The 15,507-nt window shown below is 38.6% G+C and carries 15 protein-coding genes and 1 rRNA gene; 8 read left to right on the top strand and 8 right to left on the bottom strand.

Annotated elements, in window-relative coordinates:
* Positions 1-173: 173 nt before the first annotated feature.
* Positions 174-1,736: ribosomal RNA gene (locus GI584_RS05065) — 16S ribosomal RNA — on the bottom strand.
* 407 nt (positions 1,737-2,143) lie between these two features.
* Entirely contained in the window at positions 2,144-3,016 is an 873-nt protein-coding gene (locus GI584_RS05060) for a nucleotidyltransferase-like protein (protein WP_153790473.1), read from the bottom strand.
* Positions 3,017-3,231: 215 nt separating this feature from the next.
* On the opposite strand from GI584_RS05060, the gene GI584_RS05055 reads away from it, so the two are divergent.
* On the top strand, positions 3,232-3,591 hold the full coding sequence (locus GI584_RS05055; protein WP_100361712.1) for a YgzB family protein: 360 nt from the start codon (positions 3,232-3,234) through the stop codon (positions 3,589-3,591).
* Between the two features lie 79 nt (positions 3,592-3,670).
* On the opposite strand, the gene perR is transcribed toward GI584_RS05055, so the two are convergent.
* The 4 genes from perR to GI584_RS05035 form a co-directional block, all read right to left on the bottom strand.
* On the bottom strand, positions 3,671-4,120 hold the full coding sequence (gene perR / locus GI584_RS05050) for a peroxide-responsive transcriptional repressor PerR (RefSeq protein ID WP_100361713.1): 450 nt from the start codon (positions 4,118-4,120) through the stop codon (positions 3,671-3,673).
* Positions 4,121-4,298: 178 nt separating this feature from the next.
* On the bottom strand, positions 4,299-4,856 hold the full coding sequence (locus GI584_RS05045; protein WP_153790472.1) for a cob(I)yrinic acid a,c-diamide adenosyltransferase: 558 nt from the start codon (positions 4,854-4,856) through the stop codon (positions 4,299-4,301).
* 79 nt (positions 4,857-4,935) lie between these two features.
* Positions 4,936-5,403: a thioredoxin-dependent thiol peroxidase gene (bcp, locus tag GI584_RS05040; RefSeq protein ID WP_100361715.1), complete on the bottom strand. Its 468-nt coding sequence runs from the start codon at positions 5,401-5,403 to the stop codon at positions 4,936-4,938.
* 64 nt (positions 5,404-5,467) lie between these two features.
* Positions 5,468-5,881 carry a potassium channel family protein gene (locus GI584_RS05035; protein WP_100361716.1) on the bottom strand — a complete coding sequence of 138 codons (414 nt, stop codon included), beginning with the start codon at positions 5,879-5,881 and terminating at the stop codon, positions 5,468-5,470.
* Positions 5,882-6,014: 133 nt separating this feature from the next.
* Between GI584_RS05035 and GI584_RS05030 the strand changes: the two genes are divergently transcribed.
* The 5 genes from GI584_RS05030 to GI584_RS05010 all read left to right on the top strand — a co-directional run bounded on the left by GI584_RS05030 (position 6,015) and on the right by GI584_RS05010 (position 11,853).
* Positions 6,015-6,716, top strand: a complete 702-nt coding sequence (locus GI584_RS05030) for a response regulator transcription factor (RefSeq protein WP_100361717.1) — start codon at positions 6,015-6,017, stop codon at positions 6,714-6,716.
* Positions 6,713-7,714 (top strand): sensor histidine kinase, encoded by a 1,002-nt coding sequence (locus GI584_RS05025; RefSeq protein WP_153790471.1) that lies wholly within the window; start codon positions 6,713-6,715, stop codon positions 7,712-7,714. Before GI584_RS05030 ends, GI584_RS05025 begins: the two co-directional genes overlap by 4 nt.
* Positions 7,715-7,834: 120 nt before the next feature.
* Positions 7,835-8,611 carry an ABC transporter ATP-binding protein gene (locus GI584_RS05020; RefSeq protein WP_153790470.1) on the top strand — a complete coding sequence of 259 codons (777 nt, stop codon included), beginning with the start codon at positions 7,835-7,837 and terminating at the stop codon, positions 8,609-8,611.
* Positions 8,586-10,496: an ABC transporter permease gene (locus GI584_RS05015; protein WP_153790469.1), complete on the top strand. Its 1,911-nt coding sequence runs from the start codon at positions 8,586-8,588 to the stop codon at positions 10,494-10,496. The genes GI584_RS05020 and GI584_RS05015 overlap by 26 nt, the downstream gene beginning before the upstream one ends.
* A gap of 67 nt (positions 10,497-10,563) precedes the next feature.
* Entirely contained in the window at positions 10,564-11,853 is a 1,290-nt protein-coding gene (locus tag GI584_RS05010; protein ID WP_153790468.1) for a glutamate-1-semialdehyde 2,1-aminomutase, read from the top strand.
* 97 nt (positions 11,854-11,950) lie between these two features.
* Here the strand turns inward: GI584_RS05010 and GI584_RS05005 are convergent, their stop codons facing one another.
* Positions 11,951-12,307 carry a DUF2512 family protein gene (locus tag GI584_RS05005; protein WP_153790467.1) on the bottom strand — a complete coding sequence of 119 codons (357 nt, stop codon included), beginning with the start codon at positions 12,305-12,307 and terminating at the stop codon, positions 11,951-11,953.
* Positions 12,308-12,467: 160 nt separating this feature from the next.
* Between GI584_RS05005 and GI584_RS05000 the strand changes: the two genes are divergently transcribed.
* The gene (locus GI584_RS05000; protein WP_153790466.1) at positions 12,468-12,980 is read left to right on the top strand and encodes a DUF3231 family protein; all 513 of its coding nucleotides are present in this window, start codon (positions 12,468-12,470) and stop codon (positions 12,978-12,980) included.
* A gap of 60 nt (positions 12,981-13,040) precedes the next feature.
* Here the strand turns inward: GI584_RS05000 and GI584_RS04995 are convergent, their stop codons facing one another.
* Positions 13,041-14,246, bottom strand: a complete 1,206-nt coding sequence (locus GI584_RS04995) for a bacillibactin exporter BcbE (protein WP_153790465.1) — start codon at positions 14,244-14,246, stop codon at positions 13,041-13,043.
* Between the two features lie 157 nt (positions 14,247-14,403).
* Here GI584_RS04995 and GI584_RS04990 point away from each other — a divergent pair, with 157 nt between their 5' ends.
* Positions 14,404-15,492, top strand: a complete 1,089-nt coding sequence (locus tag GI584_RS04990; protein WP_153790464.1) for an FUSC family protein — start codon at positions 14,404-14,406, stop codon at positions 15,490-15,492.
* The last annotated feature ends 15 nt before the right edge of the window (positions 15,493-15,507 follow it).

Genomic DNA, 15,507 nt, shown 5'->3' with positions numbered 1-15,507 from the left:
TACTTACTATGCTTAACGCATGAAAAAGTCGTTGGTTTTTGTTTGATGTCTTGTCATACTCTTATCTAGTTTTCAAGGTACATAATAGAGAGAGAATTGATCTCTCAAAACTGAACCAAACAACGCAGTATGTTTTTTTGCACCTTGTAAAAAGGTGTTCCTTTAATCCTTAGAAAGGAGGTGATCCAGCCGCACCTTCCGATACGGCTACCTTGTTACGACTTCACCCCAATCATTGGCCCCACCTTCGGCGGCTGGCTCCAAAGGTTACCCCACCGACTTCGGGTGTTGCCAACTCTCGTGGTGTGACGGGCGGTGTGTACAAGGCCCGGGAACGTATTCACCGTGGCATGCTGATCCACGATTACTAGCGATTCCGGCTTCATACAGGCGAGTTGCAGCCTGCAATCCGAACTGAGAATGGATTTATGGGATTTGCTAATGCGTTGCCGCTTCGCTGCCCTTTGTTCCATCCATTGTAGCACGTGTGTAGCCCAGGTCATAAGGGGCATGATGATTTGACGTCATCCCCACCTTCCTCCGGTTTGTCACCGGCAGTCACCTTAGAGTGCCCAACTGAATGCTGGCAACTAAGATCAAGGGTTGCGCTCGTTGCGGGACTTAACCCAACATCTCACGACACGAGCTGACGACAACCATGCACCACCTGTCATTCGGTCCCCGAAGGGAACTCCCTATCTCTAGGGACATCCGAAGATGTCAAGACCTGGTAAGGTTCTTCGCGTTGCTTCGAATTAAACCACATGCTCCACCGCTTGTGCGGGCCCCCGTCAATTCTTTTGAGTTTCAGCCTTGCGGCCGTACTCCCCAGGCGGAGTGCTTATTGCGTTAACTGCAGCACTAAGGGGCGGAAACCCCCTAACACCTAGCACTCATCGTTTACGGCGTGGACTACCAGGGTATCTAATCCTGTTCGCTCCCCACGCTTTCGCACCTCAGCGTCAGTTACAGACCAGAGAGCCGCCTTCGCCACTGGTGTTCCTCCACATATCTACGCATTTCACCGCTACACGTGGAATTCCGCTCTCCTCTTCTGCACTCAAGTTCCCCAGTTTCCAATGACCGCTTGCGGTTGAGCCGCAAGATTTCACATCAGACTTAAGAAACCGCCTACGCGCGCTTTACGCCCAATAATTCCGGACAACGCTTGCCCCCTACGTATTACCGCGGCTGCTGGCACGTAGTTAGCCGGGGCTTCCTCGATAGGTACCGTCAAGGTACCGCCCTATTTGAACGGTACTTGTTCTTCCCTAACAACAGAACTTTACGATCCGAAAACCTTCTTCGTTCACGCGGCGTTGCTCCGTCAGACTTTCGTCCATTGCGGAAGATTCCCTACTGCTGCCTCCGTAGGAGTCTGGGCCGTGTCTCAGTCCCAGTGTGGCCGATCACCCTCTCAGGTCGGCTACGCATCGTTGCCTTGGTGAGCTCTTACCTCACCAACTAGCTAATGCGCCGCGGGCCCATCTGTAAGTGATAGCCAAAGGCCATCTTTCAACTTTCCTTCATGCGAAGAAAAGTATTATCCGGTATTAGCCCCGGTTTCCCGGAGTTATCCCAGTCTTACAGGCAGGTTGCCCACGTGTTACTCACCCGTCCGCCGCTCGTTCCACAAATGTCACTCCGAAGAGATCTTTTTGCTTCCCGCGCTCGACTTGCATGTATTAGGCACGCCGCCAGCGTTCGTCCTGAGCCAAGATCAAACTCTCAATAAAGTTGACTTGCGCTCGCTTCAATAAGCTAGCTTTGTTTCATGTTTAAAATCATACTGGTTGTTTTGTTCAGTTTTCAAAGATCAATGTGATTGCCGTTTTTTTGCGACAACTTTTATATCATATCATCTCACCGCATTGATGTCAACAACTTTTTTTAAAATTTCTTTTTTTGCTTGTTGTTGAAAGATGATATTTTTTTGTTTCGCCGTTTCAGCGACGTTTAATAATATAACACGCAATTCAATAAAGTGTCAACAACTTTTCAGCATTTTTTTATTTCTTTATTCTTTTCCGTGATCATAGCCCTTCTTTGGCATCAACATCAACAGTATATGCTCTCCGTTATAATGTGTGAATAAAAAAGGCAGTCCATTATAATATAGAAAAAAGCAAAAGCATAACAGCTTCTACTTTTTCGTGACTTGATATTTACGATGACGAATGGATGTGCTTTTGGTTTCTTCCAATACAACTTCGATTATATCCTTTGAAACTAAATACTCTACTACACTTACTAAATCATACATATAAGGAGCTACATCCGGATGTGTTTTTAACTCACCGAATCCCCAAGGTGTGTCACGTGTGCGCATCACCTCTAATAAATGGGCTGCACATGCCTCTGTTCGTTGGTTGACTGCAAAATCCATCGCTATTAACATCAGCTCGACTCTTTTATTCATTTCTTCTGTACTTCGCACTAATTCTTCATATAACTTATAAACTTCCGGATCGATTCGTTTTATCTGACTCCATACCATCACTTCTGGATGATAGCCTTTATCTAAAATAGAAATTCTTCCTAAGTAATGTAAAGAACGCAACAACCTGCTGTATGCATCTAAGTAATTACCAGATTCAAAAAGATCACGAGATTCAATATAACTTCTTGTCAATTTGGAAAATTCGATGGTTAAGCGTAGTTTCCTGTTCTCACAAGGAAATACCCGTAATGTTTCCTTTAAATTTGCCAAATACTCGTTACGGTCATAGATGATTCTTCCATTAATAATCCACTCTACCGCTCGTCTGTATATACTTTTTTCAATCCATTCTTCTAATAAATCACGATCAATAACATGCAATGCTGCAGATTGATCTTTAAACTCATAATGTTTCACAATCCATTTCTCTTCTAATCCTTTTACAACTACTAACAAAATAGAATCAAAATTATCTGTCTCCGGGCTGATTTTTTTCTTTTTCTCCATAATCAGTATGCCCATTGTGTTACGGTTACTTGCTCTTTCTTGATAAATAGGACGTAAAATATCCTCCAATTGATTTTCCCCCTCAATCTGTTCATATTTAATAATTCGATAAAAAATAGATAATCCCTTTCTATCATCAGAACTTTTTTCAATTGTTACTTTTTACCCAACGAGGACTTTCCGTAAACAGGTATTATTTAACATTAACATTTAGGTCCCAAGCATTTTTATAACAAATATGCTATACTACAATCGATATACACTACGTTTTTGGAGGAAGTTCTATGGCGGATATTACATATAAAAGTAAAATAAATAAAATCAGAACCTTCGCATTGTCTTTAGTTTTTATCGGATTCATCATTATGTATGTTGGTTTACTCTTTAAGAATATCGGATGGTTGATGCTGATCTTTATGATTTTAGGAACGCTCTCCGTTATCTTCAGCTCAGTCGTTTATTTCTGGATCGGCATGCTCTCTACCCGAGCCATACCTATTATATGTCCAAGCTGTGAAAAACCAACCAAAATGCTGGGGCGTGTTGATGCCTGTATGCATTGTAAACAACCTCTTACACTGGACAAGGACTTAGAAGGAAAAGAATTTGATGAAAGTTATAATTCAAAGAAAAAACGTCGCTGAGTGAACAGCGACGTTTTTTTACTTTATATATGAATATGGATAAAAAACACACGAGCAAAACCGCATCGTGTGTCTAGCTTTAAACTATTTGGTTTTTCTCTTTTTTACATTCCTGACAAACACCGTATACTTCCATTCGGTGATGGCTTACATCAAACCCAGTAATCTGCTCTGCTAATGACTCAACTTCATCAAGGCTTGGATAGTGAAAGTCAACGATTTTCCCACAACTATCACATATAATATGATAATGCTTAGATGTGTTACAATCAAAACGACTGGACGAATCTCCATATGTCAATTCACGAACCAAGCCGATTTCGCGAAATACACGCAAATTATTATATACAGTTGCAACACTCATATTAGGAAATTTTCCTTCCAATGCTTTATAAATATCATCAGCAGTAGGGTGAGTTTCAGCATTCAATAAAAATTCCAACACCGCATGACGCTGTGGTGTAATTCGAACGCCTGAAGATTTTAATTTATCTACCGCTTCTTGCAGCATATGTTCAGACACCGCCATGCACCTCACTTTCTCCTACAAATTGTAATATCTCCGTGTGCCTATTAGTACTATTTTACAATAGTACCACTATTAACACAATTATTACTTTATAATTCTTATAATTAGTGTACTCTCTATCCACTTGGTCTGTCAATATAAGTATACGAGTTACCAATAATTTTATGCTAGTCCTTTATTAGATATCCGCTATTAAATTCTTTTCTTCCACGTCTAACTGATGGTTCACTGTTCGGGCCACAACAAACAAATAATCGGATAAGCGATTTAAATATTTTATCGCTAATGAGTCGTGTAATTGATCCTGAATTCCGACTGCAATTCGTTCTGCTCTTCTTGCCACTGTTCTCGCATGGTGAAGGGTGCTAGCCGCAATATGACCGGAAGGCAAAATGAAATTCCGCAATTCGGGGAGATTTTCCTGCCATTTGTCGATCTGTTGTTCTAAAGAATCAATGTGACGTTGCTCCAGCTTCCATGTCACTTCTTTATCTTCTGGTGTTGCCAGCTCTGAACCAACATGGAACAGAATCGTTTGAATATAATGAAGTTCTTCTATTAATGTAGCTTTTACTGGAAACTCTTCTTGCTCGATATAACTGATTACTTGACCAATTCCGGCATTTACTTCATCACATGTACCATACGCCTCCACTCGTGCATGGTTTTTTGGTACCCGTGTTCCATATATAAGCGATGTTTCTCCTTTATCGCCTGATCTTGTATAAATGCGCATGATTTTCCCACCTTTTTTGTCTATGAGTTGCTTTTATCAAAAAAAGTGCAAGCACTGTTGATGCTTACACTTTTGCTTCTTACAATTCTTCACGAATGTAATTTAATGCTTTTTCAACGTGTCCTTTTACTTGTACATTGCGGAATTCTTTCTGTAAGACGCCTTCTTTGTCGATAATAAATGTAGAGCGAACAATTCCCATATACTCTTTACCGAATTTGTTCTTTAATTGCCATACGCCGAATTGTTCCGCTACTTTCTTGTCTTCATCCACTAATAATTCAAAAGGTAGGTCATGCTTATCGATGAATTTCTTATGACTATCCTCTGAATCCGGGCTTACACCGAGAATTACTGCGTCTAAGTCCTGGAAGCTTTCATAGTTATCACGGAAATCACAAGCTTCTGTCGTACAGCCTGGGGTATCATCTTTCGGATAGAAATAAAGGACAACATTTTTCCCTTTATAATCGGAGAGTTTTACTGTTTCCCCTTCATTATTCGTTAATTCAAAATCTTGTACAGCTTGTCCTGTTTCAACTGTCATGATAAAAAATCCCTCCATCCATCATTGTTACCTCAAGCGTATATGAAATTAGCCTAAGTCTCAACTAATATACATCACGTTCCCCTTTACCCTGCCATATTTTCAGAAAGAAAGCGGGCGGTAAAATGTAGCCGATTAATGATTCCACAAGTGCCAGTAGCCTTCCCCAGCCGATTGGTGTTATATCACCATAACCGACTGTCATTAATGTGACACCGCTGAAATAGAAGGAATGAGCCAATGTTTCAAACGGTGGTAATTTCCTCAATTGACCATCATCCAGTAACAACACACCTTGAAAGGACAATACAAAATATAAACAAGCAAATGAGGTGAGTACGGTGAAATAGACAGCGAGTAACGTATAAAAGATTTCATAGGAAAAGAAACTGCGCTGATGTGCTTTTCCGAAAATAAAAGCGGATAAACTTCCTATTAATAAGAAGACGATTAATAGAATCGATATAACGGCAACCATAACTCACCTCCCACAACTGTTTATCACCTTGATATAAATTTCGCTAATCATAACTGGAAAAATCCCTCTTATGAAGTCTCACTTTATATTTTCCTATATTTAGTATACGATGGGAAAGTAGGAGTGATGACGAATGAGGCGTATTTATATTGTCGAAGATGATCCGAAAATTCGCGATATATTAGCAGATTATTTGCAAAAGTATGATTATGAGATAGCTTCTGTAAACGATTTTGATCAGATCCAGGAAGAGTTTCAAAACTATCAGCCACATTTAGTATTATTAGATATTAATTTACCGAGATTTGACGGCTTTTACTGGTGCCGCAAAATCCGTGCGATTAGTAATTGTCCGATTATTTTCATCTCTGCCCGTGATAGTGGCATGGATCAAGTAATGGCGATTGAAAATGGTGCAGATGATTACATAACCAAGCCATTTCAGCTCGAAGTCGTATTGGCGAAAATCAAAAGTCTAATGCGTCGTGTTTACGGTGAATATCGTACAGATAAAAATGGTCATTTAATAGATGTCAGTGGCTTACAGTTAGATAACTCTACGTTTATCCTATCCTTTCAAGATAAACAATGTCTGTTAACAAAGAAGGAATGCCTATTAGCACAAGCATTACTGACACAGGTAGAAAAAATCATTTCCCGTGAATATTTACTGGAGCGATTATGGGATGATCAGGATTTCGTTGATGATAATACATTAAGCGTGAATATTACAAGATTGCGAAAGAAACTGGCTGATTTAGGGATAGAGGATGCATTGAGAACGATTCGTGGTGCGGGATACAAATTAGAAAAAGTCTGGGAGCGTTCATCATGAAAGGTTACCTAAAAGATCAGATTGGTTCGATCATCTTTTTTTATTCGCAAATTGCGTTAGTAATGATAGTAGCACAACTCGCCAGTTCGCTAGGTGGTTCGCGAATTGGTAAAAGCGATTTTCTTTATATGTTCATTATCGTTACTTTTTTCCTTACTATTTATCATCTCTATCGGTATACAAAATATCGTGATATTTATCGTTATACTATTGATGATGCCTCAGAGTCAGCATGGTTGCCGAATACACCAGATCATCTTACAACTCAATTAAAAGAGCACTATGAAAAACAATATCAAAGCTACAAGCAGCAAGTAGAACTACTTCATACTGAAAAAAAACAAGAGAATATCTTTATGCAGCAATGGATCCATCAGATGAAAACACCACTATCTGTGATGCGATTAACCTTAGAAAAAGAAGAACATAATCTGCCCACACAATTAAAGCAAAACATGGATGAGGAATTAGACCGGATGAAACATGGGCTACAGCTTGCTTTATACCAATCGCGATTACAGCAATTTGAACGTGATTTTCATGTGGAGAAAATTGTCGTGAAAGATTTAGTGCATACGATTATCCAGGAATATAAATCGAGTTTTATCCGTAATCGTGTTTATCCAAAGGTAGAGATCGACCCATCTTTACATATCTATTCTGATCAGAAATGGCTGGGATTTGTACTGGAACAAATCACGGGTAATGCGATTAAATATGCTGGCGACACGAACAGTACTATTCACTATCAAGCATCAGTATGGGAAGGTGCCGTCGAATTAAAGGTAATCGATCACGGCATCGGGATACCCCAACAGGACATCAAGCGTATTTTTGACCCTTTTTTTACGGGGGAAAATGGTAGACACTATCGCGAATCGACTGGAATGGGACTATTTCTCGCTAAACAGATATGTGATTCATTGGAACATCAACTTGAGGTGAGCTCTGAAGCAACGAAAGGAACCACCATTACGATACGTTTTGATCCGTCCTGACAGAAATCTTACAAAAATGTAAGGTTTCTTTTTCATTTTGAAAGAATAATCAATAGGTTATACGCCGTGAACTGTTTATACTAAGGAGAGAGAGAAGTTAACAGAAAGGATGAACGTATCATGAGCCTATTACAGGCAACTAATATTTCAAAAGTATACGGAAGTAAACGTGGAATCGAACATAAAGCAATCGATAATCTTTCACTTTCAATTGAAAAAGGGGAATTCGTCGGTGTAATGGGACCATCTGGTAGTGGTAAAACAACCTTACTCAATGTTCTGTCAACGATTGACCGCTTATCTGCAGGTACACTTACAATTAACTGTGAAGAGATTACTCGTTTATCAAAAGGCAAACTTGCTAAGTTCAGACGACGGGAAATGGGCTTTATTTTTCAGGATTTCAATCTATTAGATACATTAACGATTGCCGAAAATATTATGCTTCCGCTCACACTAGACGGTTGGAAAGTAAAAGATATGGAAAATAAATTAGCTCAGATTGCAAATCAACTTGGTATTGACACGATTCTGCGTAATCGTAGCTTTGAAGTCTCAGGGGGACAAATGCAACGCGCTGCTATTGCCCGGGCAATTATTCATGAACCATCGATTATTTTTGCTGATGAACCTACAGGCAACTTGGATTCAAAAGCTTCGAGACAAGTGATGGACACTCTTTCGCAATTAAACAGCCAGAAAGAAGCGACAACACTAATGGTGTCACATGATCCTTTCGCTGCCAGCTTCTGTGAACGAATTCTGTTCATTAAAGACGGAAAAATATTTAATGAACTCCATAAAGGGGATAACCGTCAATCCTTTTTCCAAGAGATCTTGAATGTGCAGTCAATGCTAGGGGGAGATACCGATGACCTTCAGACAGTTCGCGTTTAATAATGTCAAACGTAACTCCCGTCAATATCTCAGTTATTTCTTTAGCTGTATGTTTTCCGTAGCTGTGTTCTTTATTTATGCGGTGATTATGTTTCACCCAGAAATTCAGAATCATGATTTTCGTGACGTAGTCCAGTCTGGAATCACAGCTGTTGAAGTAATTATTTTTGGCTTTTCCTTTTTGTTTGTGCTTTATTCGACAGGCGCTTTTATTAAATCTCGTAAAAAAGAATACGGTATATTAATGACGCTTGGCATCAGTAAAAGTCAGCTCAATCGGCTGTTAATTTTGGAAAATTCTATTATTGGATTAGTATCGATCATTGCTGGTATATTAATTGGAACGCTGTTTTCTAATTTGTTTATTATGGGCTTTTCTAACTTGCTTGGTCTGGAAAATTCCTTAGGTTTTCAAATTTCATGGAAAGCACTTCTCTTAACATTTGTCGGCTACTTCATTATGTTTGAACTGAACTCATTGATTGTAGTATGGACATTGAGAGTTAATTCCATCGTCAATTTATTTCTTGGAGCAAAAGCGCCAAAGAGAACACCGAAGTTTTCGTGGATACTTGCGATCATTGGCTTCCTATTAGTGATTGCTGCTTATTACCTGGCATGGACATCGGATTTACTGTCGATCGGATACCGGATGTTGCCGATTTTAGGTTTGATTATTCCGGGGACTTATTTGTTATTCACTCAATTTTCCGTGTTATTTATCCATCTGCTCAAGAAAAATAAGCACCTCTATTTTAAGAAAACGAACATACTAACTATTTCTGAATTGGGCTATAAATTAAAAGATCATGCACGGTTGCTATTTTTCGTTACGATCTTAAGTGCTGTTGCCTTCACAGCATCCGGTGTTCTCTATGGTGTATTCGATAGTGCAGAAACAGAAGCATCTGTCTATGTACCACAGGATGTCTCTTTTTTAAGTAAAGGGGAAGAGAATATTGACAAGATGGATGAGGAAGTAAGCAAGTTTACGAAGACATTAGATGAGGAAAAGATTGATTATCAAGCCTTAACTGTTGATCGTACCCAAGCTCTTACCATGATCGATGGCGTAGAAACATGGGTTGATATCTTATCCTATTCTGATTACAAGTCCTTATTAGAGCTAAATGACGAAGAGTTAACAGAAAACCTCGGTGAAAATGAGATGATGGTAATGCTCGCAACTTTTGAGATGACCTTTTCAAACCGAATATCAGATGAATTAACAATAGAGTCAGAAAACAATCAGCAAACATTACAAACGAAAATTGTTCCAACTATTGTGAATAGTAACTATCATACGCGACATACTGTTGTCGTAAATGATGAAATGTATAAAGAGTTTGCATCTGTTGCCGAACCTAACGAAAAATACCGATATATTGCTTTAACATTTGATGATTGGGTGGCAAATGCAGAGTTAATTGACGAGACTGTAGATAAAATAGATAATGAAATTGTTTCTGGTATTGACACCAAGGCAAATACTTACTTAGCTATGAGAAACTCATTGTCCTACGCTTTATTTTTCGGATTATTTATCAGTGTGCTCTTCTTCCTTGCCGCAGGATCCATTCTTTATTTTAAAATATATCAGGATTTAGATAAAGATGTCAGACAATATCATGCCTTGTATCGGATTGGCTTAACAATTGGGGAAATGAAAAAAATCGCAACTCAACAAGTAGCCTATTTGTTTTTTATACCCTTTATATTGGCTGTCATTCATGCAGGATTTGCCTTTAAGGCACTGCAAAATATGCTTGAATCATCTGTTTTAATACCGAGCGTAACATTGATTAGTGGTTATTTATTGGTATATGCGATTTACTTTTTCTTCATTCGTGGATTGTATATTCGTAAAATTAAACAAGTGATGTAAGCTATTTTTCCCTCTGTGATTAAAAGTGCTATAATAATAGATGCATTTTAATCATGGAGGTTTTTTCATGCAATTTACTCAATCAGAAGCTTTACATAAAGAAGCACAACAACATATTGTCGGTGGAGTCAATTCCCCATCCCGCGCTTATAAAGGAGTTGGCGGTGGCTCCCCTGTCTATATGGAAAAAGGAGCAGGCGCCTACTTTTGGGATGTCAATGGCAATAAATATATCGATTATTTAGGAGCGTACGGCCCGATTATTACCGGCCACGCACACCCACACATCACCGAGGCGATTAAGCGCGCTGCCGAAAATGGTGTGTTATACGGAACACCAACGAAACTAGAAAACATTTTTGCCCAAAAGTTAAAAGCAGCAATCCCATCTATGGATAAAGTCCGTTTTGTTAACTCTGGTACGGAAGCAGTGATGACCACCGTTCGTGTTGCTCGTGCCTACACCGGCCGTGAAAAAGTCATCAAATTTGCCGGATGTTATCATGGACATTTTGATGCAGTGCTTGTCCAGGCTGGTTCAGGCCCTTCTACATTAGGTAACCCAGATTCAGCTGGTGTAACGAAAGCAACTGCTCAGGAAGTTATTACAGTTCCTTTTAACGATATTGATGCATTTAAGGAAGCTCTTAAACACTGGGGTGACGAGGTTGCAGCAGTTTTAGTCGAACCGATAGTTGGGAATTTCGGTATTGTCGAACCTGAAGAAGGATTTTTACAACAAGTCAATGACCTAACGCATGATGCCGGTGCTTTAGTTATTTATGATGAAGTAATTACTGCATTCCGTTTTACTTACGGATCAGCCCAAAAACTTGTCGGTGTTGAACCAGATATGACCGCGATGGGTAAAATCATTGGTGGCGGATTGCCAATCGGTGCATATGGTGGTAAAGCAGAAATTATGGAACAGGTTGCACCACTCGGACCAGCCTATCAAGCAGGGACAATGGCTGGAAACCCAGCATCGATGTCAGCAGGGATTGCTTGTTTGGAAGTATTAGAAGAAGATGGTATTTACGAGAAGCTTGACCGATTAGGTGCACAGTTGGAAAAAGGGATGCTTGATGCTACTGAGAAACACGGCATTGATGTTACTATCAACCGCTTAAAAGGTGCACTAACCCTGTATTTCGGTGCGGAAAAGGTAACAAATTATGCCCAAGCAGAGGCTTCCGACGGTGAGAAATTCGGGCAGTTCTTCAAGTTAATGTTGAATCAAGGTATTAACCTCGCCCCTTCTAAATATGAAGCATGGTTTTTAACAATCGCTCATACTGAAGCAGATATTCAGGAAACGATCGCGTGTGTTGATCGCGTATTTGGTGAGATGGCATAAAAATGAAGGACAAAGTTAGCGATATTCGCTTTCTTTTGTCCTTCATTTTGCTTATGATGGACATAATTTTGCCTTTTTCACTTCTTTTGTCCTTCAATTAGGCTGGTGCTTTATCTACATTTTTGGAGCGGATCAAGAAGAGGTGTAACATGTATTCACATACACCTAATATTATAGAAACGACCAGTGCTCCTCCGAATGAAACATAAGCATCTACAAGCATATTGGAAATAAAATAAAGAATTAAAAACGCTGTGATTAAATCGAGTGCAACACTTGTCCACAAAGTTTTACTATTCAATATCGCATATTCCAATGCCAAGCCACTTCCTATTAATAGTAAAATAATCAAAAACGGCTGCCACATTGCTCCATAATTAACATTATCAGACATAAACATAGCAAGCAGCAACACAATTGGTACTGTTACTATTTTGACAATTAAGCTTATCATTATTTATCACCTCCTCCATTAGTGTTTGTCATGCAAAATACTTTTATTCTCTTTGCATAAATTGGGCAAATATACAAACAATAGCTATGTATCAACAACTAAATCAATAATGGATATAGGACTTACTTAATGGTAAGCCCTATTTATAAGGAGGAAAAAAATGGGTATCTTATCTGGTGATCCGAAAAAACAACCTTTACATTATGGTGAAATTTCAAACGTTTGGGCGTACTTATTTACAGCAAAAGGAAACTATGCCGCTTATCAGACATTTTTGAATCATTGTGGAGACCAAGATTTAAAGAAACAGTTAGAGGATGGTATTTCCCTTATCAAACAGGAAAGTGAACGAATAGAGGAAATATTAAAAATCAATGGTATTGCCTTACCACCTTCACCACCTGAACGTTCCTATGCAACTTTAGAAGACATTCCGGTTGGAGCAAGATTTAATGACGCGGAAATTAGCGCTGCAATCTCAGGAAATATCGCTAAATCCTTAGTCGCTTGCAGTACCATCATTGGTCAATGTACTCGAGAAGATATAGCAATGCTTTTCGGTCAGTTCCATATGAATCAAGCCCAAGCCGGTGCTAAAATGTTGCGGTTAAATAAGGAAAAAGGCTGGTTAGTAACACCACCATTACACACAAACATTCCCACAAAAAATTAAGAAACATTAACAAACCCGTTTCAGTCAAATGAAACGGGTTTGTTTTACTATTAGTGCAGCTTAGCCACTTTCATCCGCACTCGGCTTAATGGCAAAAAAGGCAATCAACATCGCAATTGCGCTTACCCCTGCTAAAAAGTAATACATCCAGTCCGGGTTTTTGTCAATAAAAATCGCGATTATTGGGGGACCTGCCGCAACACCTAAAAAGCGCATACTACTGTAAAGAGATGTCACAGTTCCTCGTACGTCTTTCTTTACTCCTTCTGTAATTAATGCGTCTAGTGCTGGCAAGGAAATACCTATTCCAATACCGGCTATCGATAACATAATCGAGATATAGACCATCGTTACATCTACTTTAATAAAAAGAAGTGGGATTCCTCCTACAAGATTTCCGATGAGTATAACCCATTTCATGACGATTTTATTTTTACCAATTTTCTTTCCTGCTACATATGATGCGATACATAAGAATAACAATGGTATAGCAAGAATTGAACCCTTTATGAGTCCTTCCATCTGGTAATCCTTTTCTAATAAATTAGAAAAATGAAATAAAAACCCAAACAAAACAAACATGTTGATACAGCCAATTATAAAGGTGCCGATCAACCATTTTCCATTATCATGGAAAACTTTTTTGATCAATTGTAAAAATTTTCGAAATGTTTGTTTAGTTTGATCGTCATCTTCTTTTGGTGGTTTAACTAAGAGCATCACCAACAGAACAGAAATGGCTGAAAAGATTGGGATAAATAAAAACGGTAAATACCAAATAAAAATGGCAAGTACTGCACCAATAATTGGACTTAAGACTTTACCAAATGTATTTGATGTTTCAATTATACCTAATCCGGCACTTACTTCCTTTTCATCGTCAAACATATCACCGACAGTCGGGATAACAACTGGAAAGGCACCGGAAGCACCGATACCTTGTAAAAAACGGCCTATTAAAATAACCATAAAAGGATCTGCCATTTTCCATGCTGCAAAAGCAGAAATAAGTCCACCTATACCGGTAATAATGAGACTAGGTATAATGACTTTTTTCCGCCCGATTTTATCAGATAAATATCCTGCAAAAGGGATCAAAAGAATGGCCACTATCGAATATACAGTTATAATTAGACTTGATTGAAAAGATGTAATATCGATTTTCTTTTCAATAATCGGAAGAATTGGGATTAACATAGAGTTCCCCAATGTCATCACTAAAGGTATTGATGCTAGTGCGATGAGATCAAATTTTTTATCTTTCACGTTTTTCCCTTCCAATCAACGGTTATATAGTACTATGTCTATTTTTCACTTCGAAGTGGTTTTCATACTTGGTTTTTTTCGGTACTTTATTTCACGAAGAATTGGGAAGCTGTTATACTGAGTATAATTAATGACAGATTTTAGAAGGAGGGGTTTTATGAAGCTTGGTGCTCGGATCCTGAAGACTGGTTTCGCAATCACTATTGCACTATATATTGCTGATTTAATTGGACTTGGAGCTGCTACCTATGCTGGTATTGCTGCTGCTTTTGCGATCCAGCCAAATATTTATCGATCATTTCAAACTATGCTTGAACAAATTTACGCTAACATTTTTGGTGTAGGTATTGGGGCAATGGTCGTATTCGGGCTAGGCAATGACCCTATTGTAATTGGTTTTACCATTATTATCGTTATTGCTCTTTGTACGTATTTTAAAATGAATGAAAATACGATTGCTTTAGCCATAATTGCTGTACTTGCGGTAATGGAAACAACCGAAATGCTGTTATTTCATTTTGCCGGTGTTCGTTTTTCCGCTTTAACATTGGGGATTCTCTCCGCATTCATGGTAAACATGTTATTTTTACCACCAAAATATGAATTGCGTTTATTCAAATCCATCGATCAAATTACATCTGATATTTTACAATGGTTACGTATCTCTACCCGACACTTATCCGATGATCCTGCCTTACGTACAGAAATTGATCGGATTGAAACAGAAATACGTCATATCGATCATACATACTTATTGTTTAGTGAAGAAAGAATGTATTTTAGAAAAACAAGAATGCCAAAAATGCGCAAATTAATTATTTTTAGACAGATGATTAATACATCTAAAAAATCATTAGCTACATTAAACGCATTCCATCAATACGATGATAAAGTCGAAAATATTCCGAAAGAATTCCAAAATGTTTTAGTGGATGAATTAGATAAAATCATCTATTCCCATGAACGCTTGTTACTAAGTGCGATGGGTAAAATCAAAAAGAATCCCACGAAATCGATTGAGGAAATTACCGATCCAGATATTCCACATCTTGTCGAAACACTTATACATGTATACGAACAAGATGATAAAGATAGGCTCTCTCTATTACCACTAGCCTCCAGACTAATGGAATATCACAAAGAAATCCTCCATCTCCAGCGAATTCTGAATAGTTATCAAAGATTTCACGAGCACCTCGACTTCAACTTTAAGAAAAAACGCAGAAAAATCCTTCCTTACCCATAAAAAAAAACCATCCGA

The organism is Gracilibacillus salitolerans (genome assembly GCF_009650095.1).
Taxonomy (GTDB): Bacteria; Bacillota; Bacilli; order Bacillales; family Amphibacillaceae; genus Gracilibacillus; species Gracilibacillus salitolerans.
The sequence above is the reverse complement of the archived record's forward strand: the minus strand, read 5'-3'. Positions and strand labels throughout refer to the sequence as shown.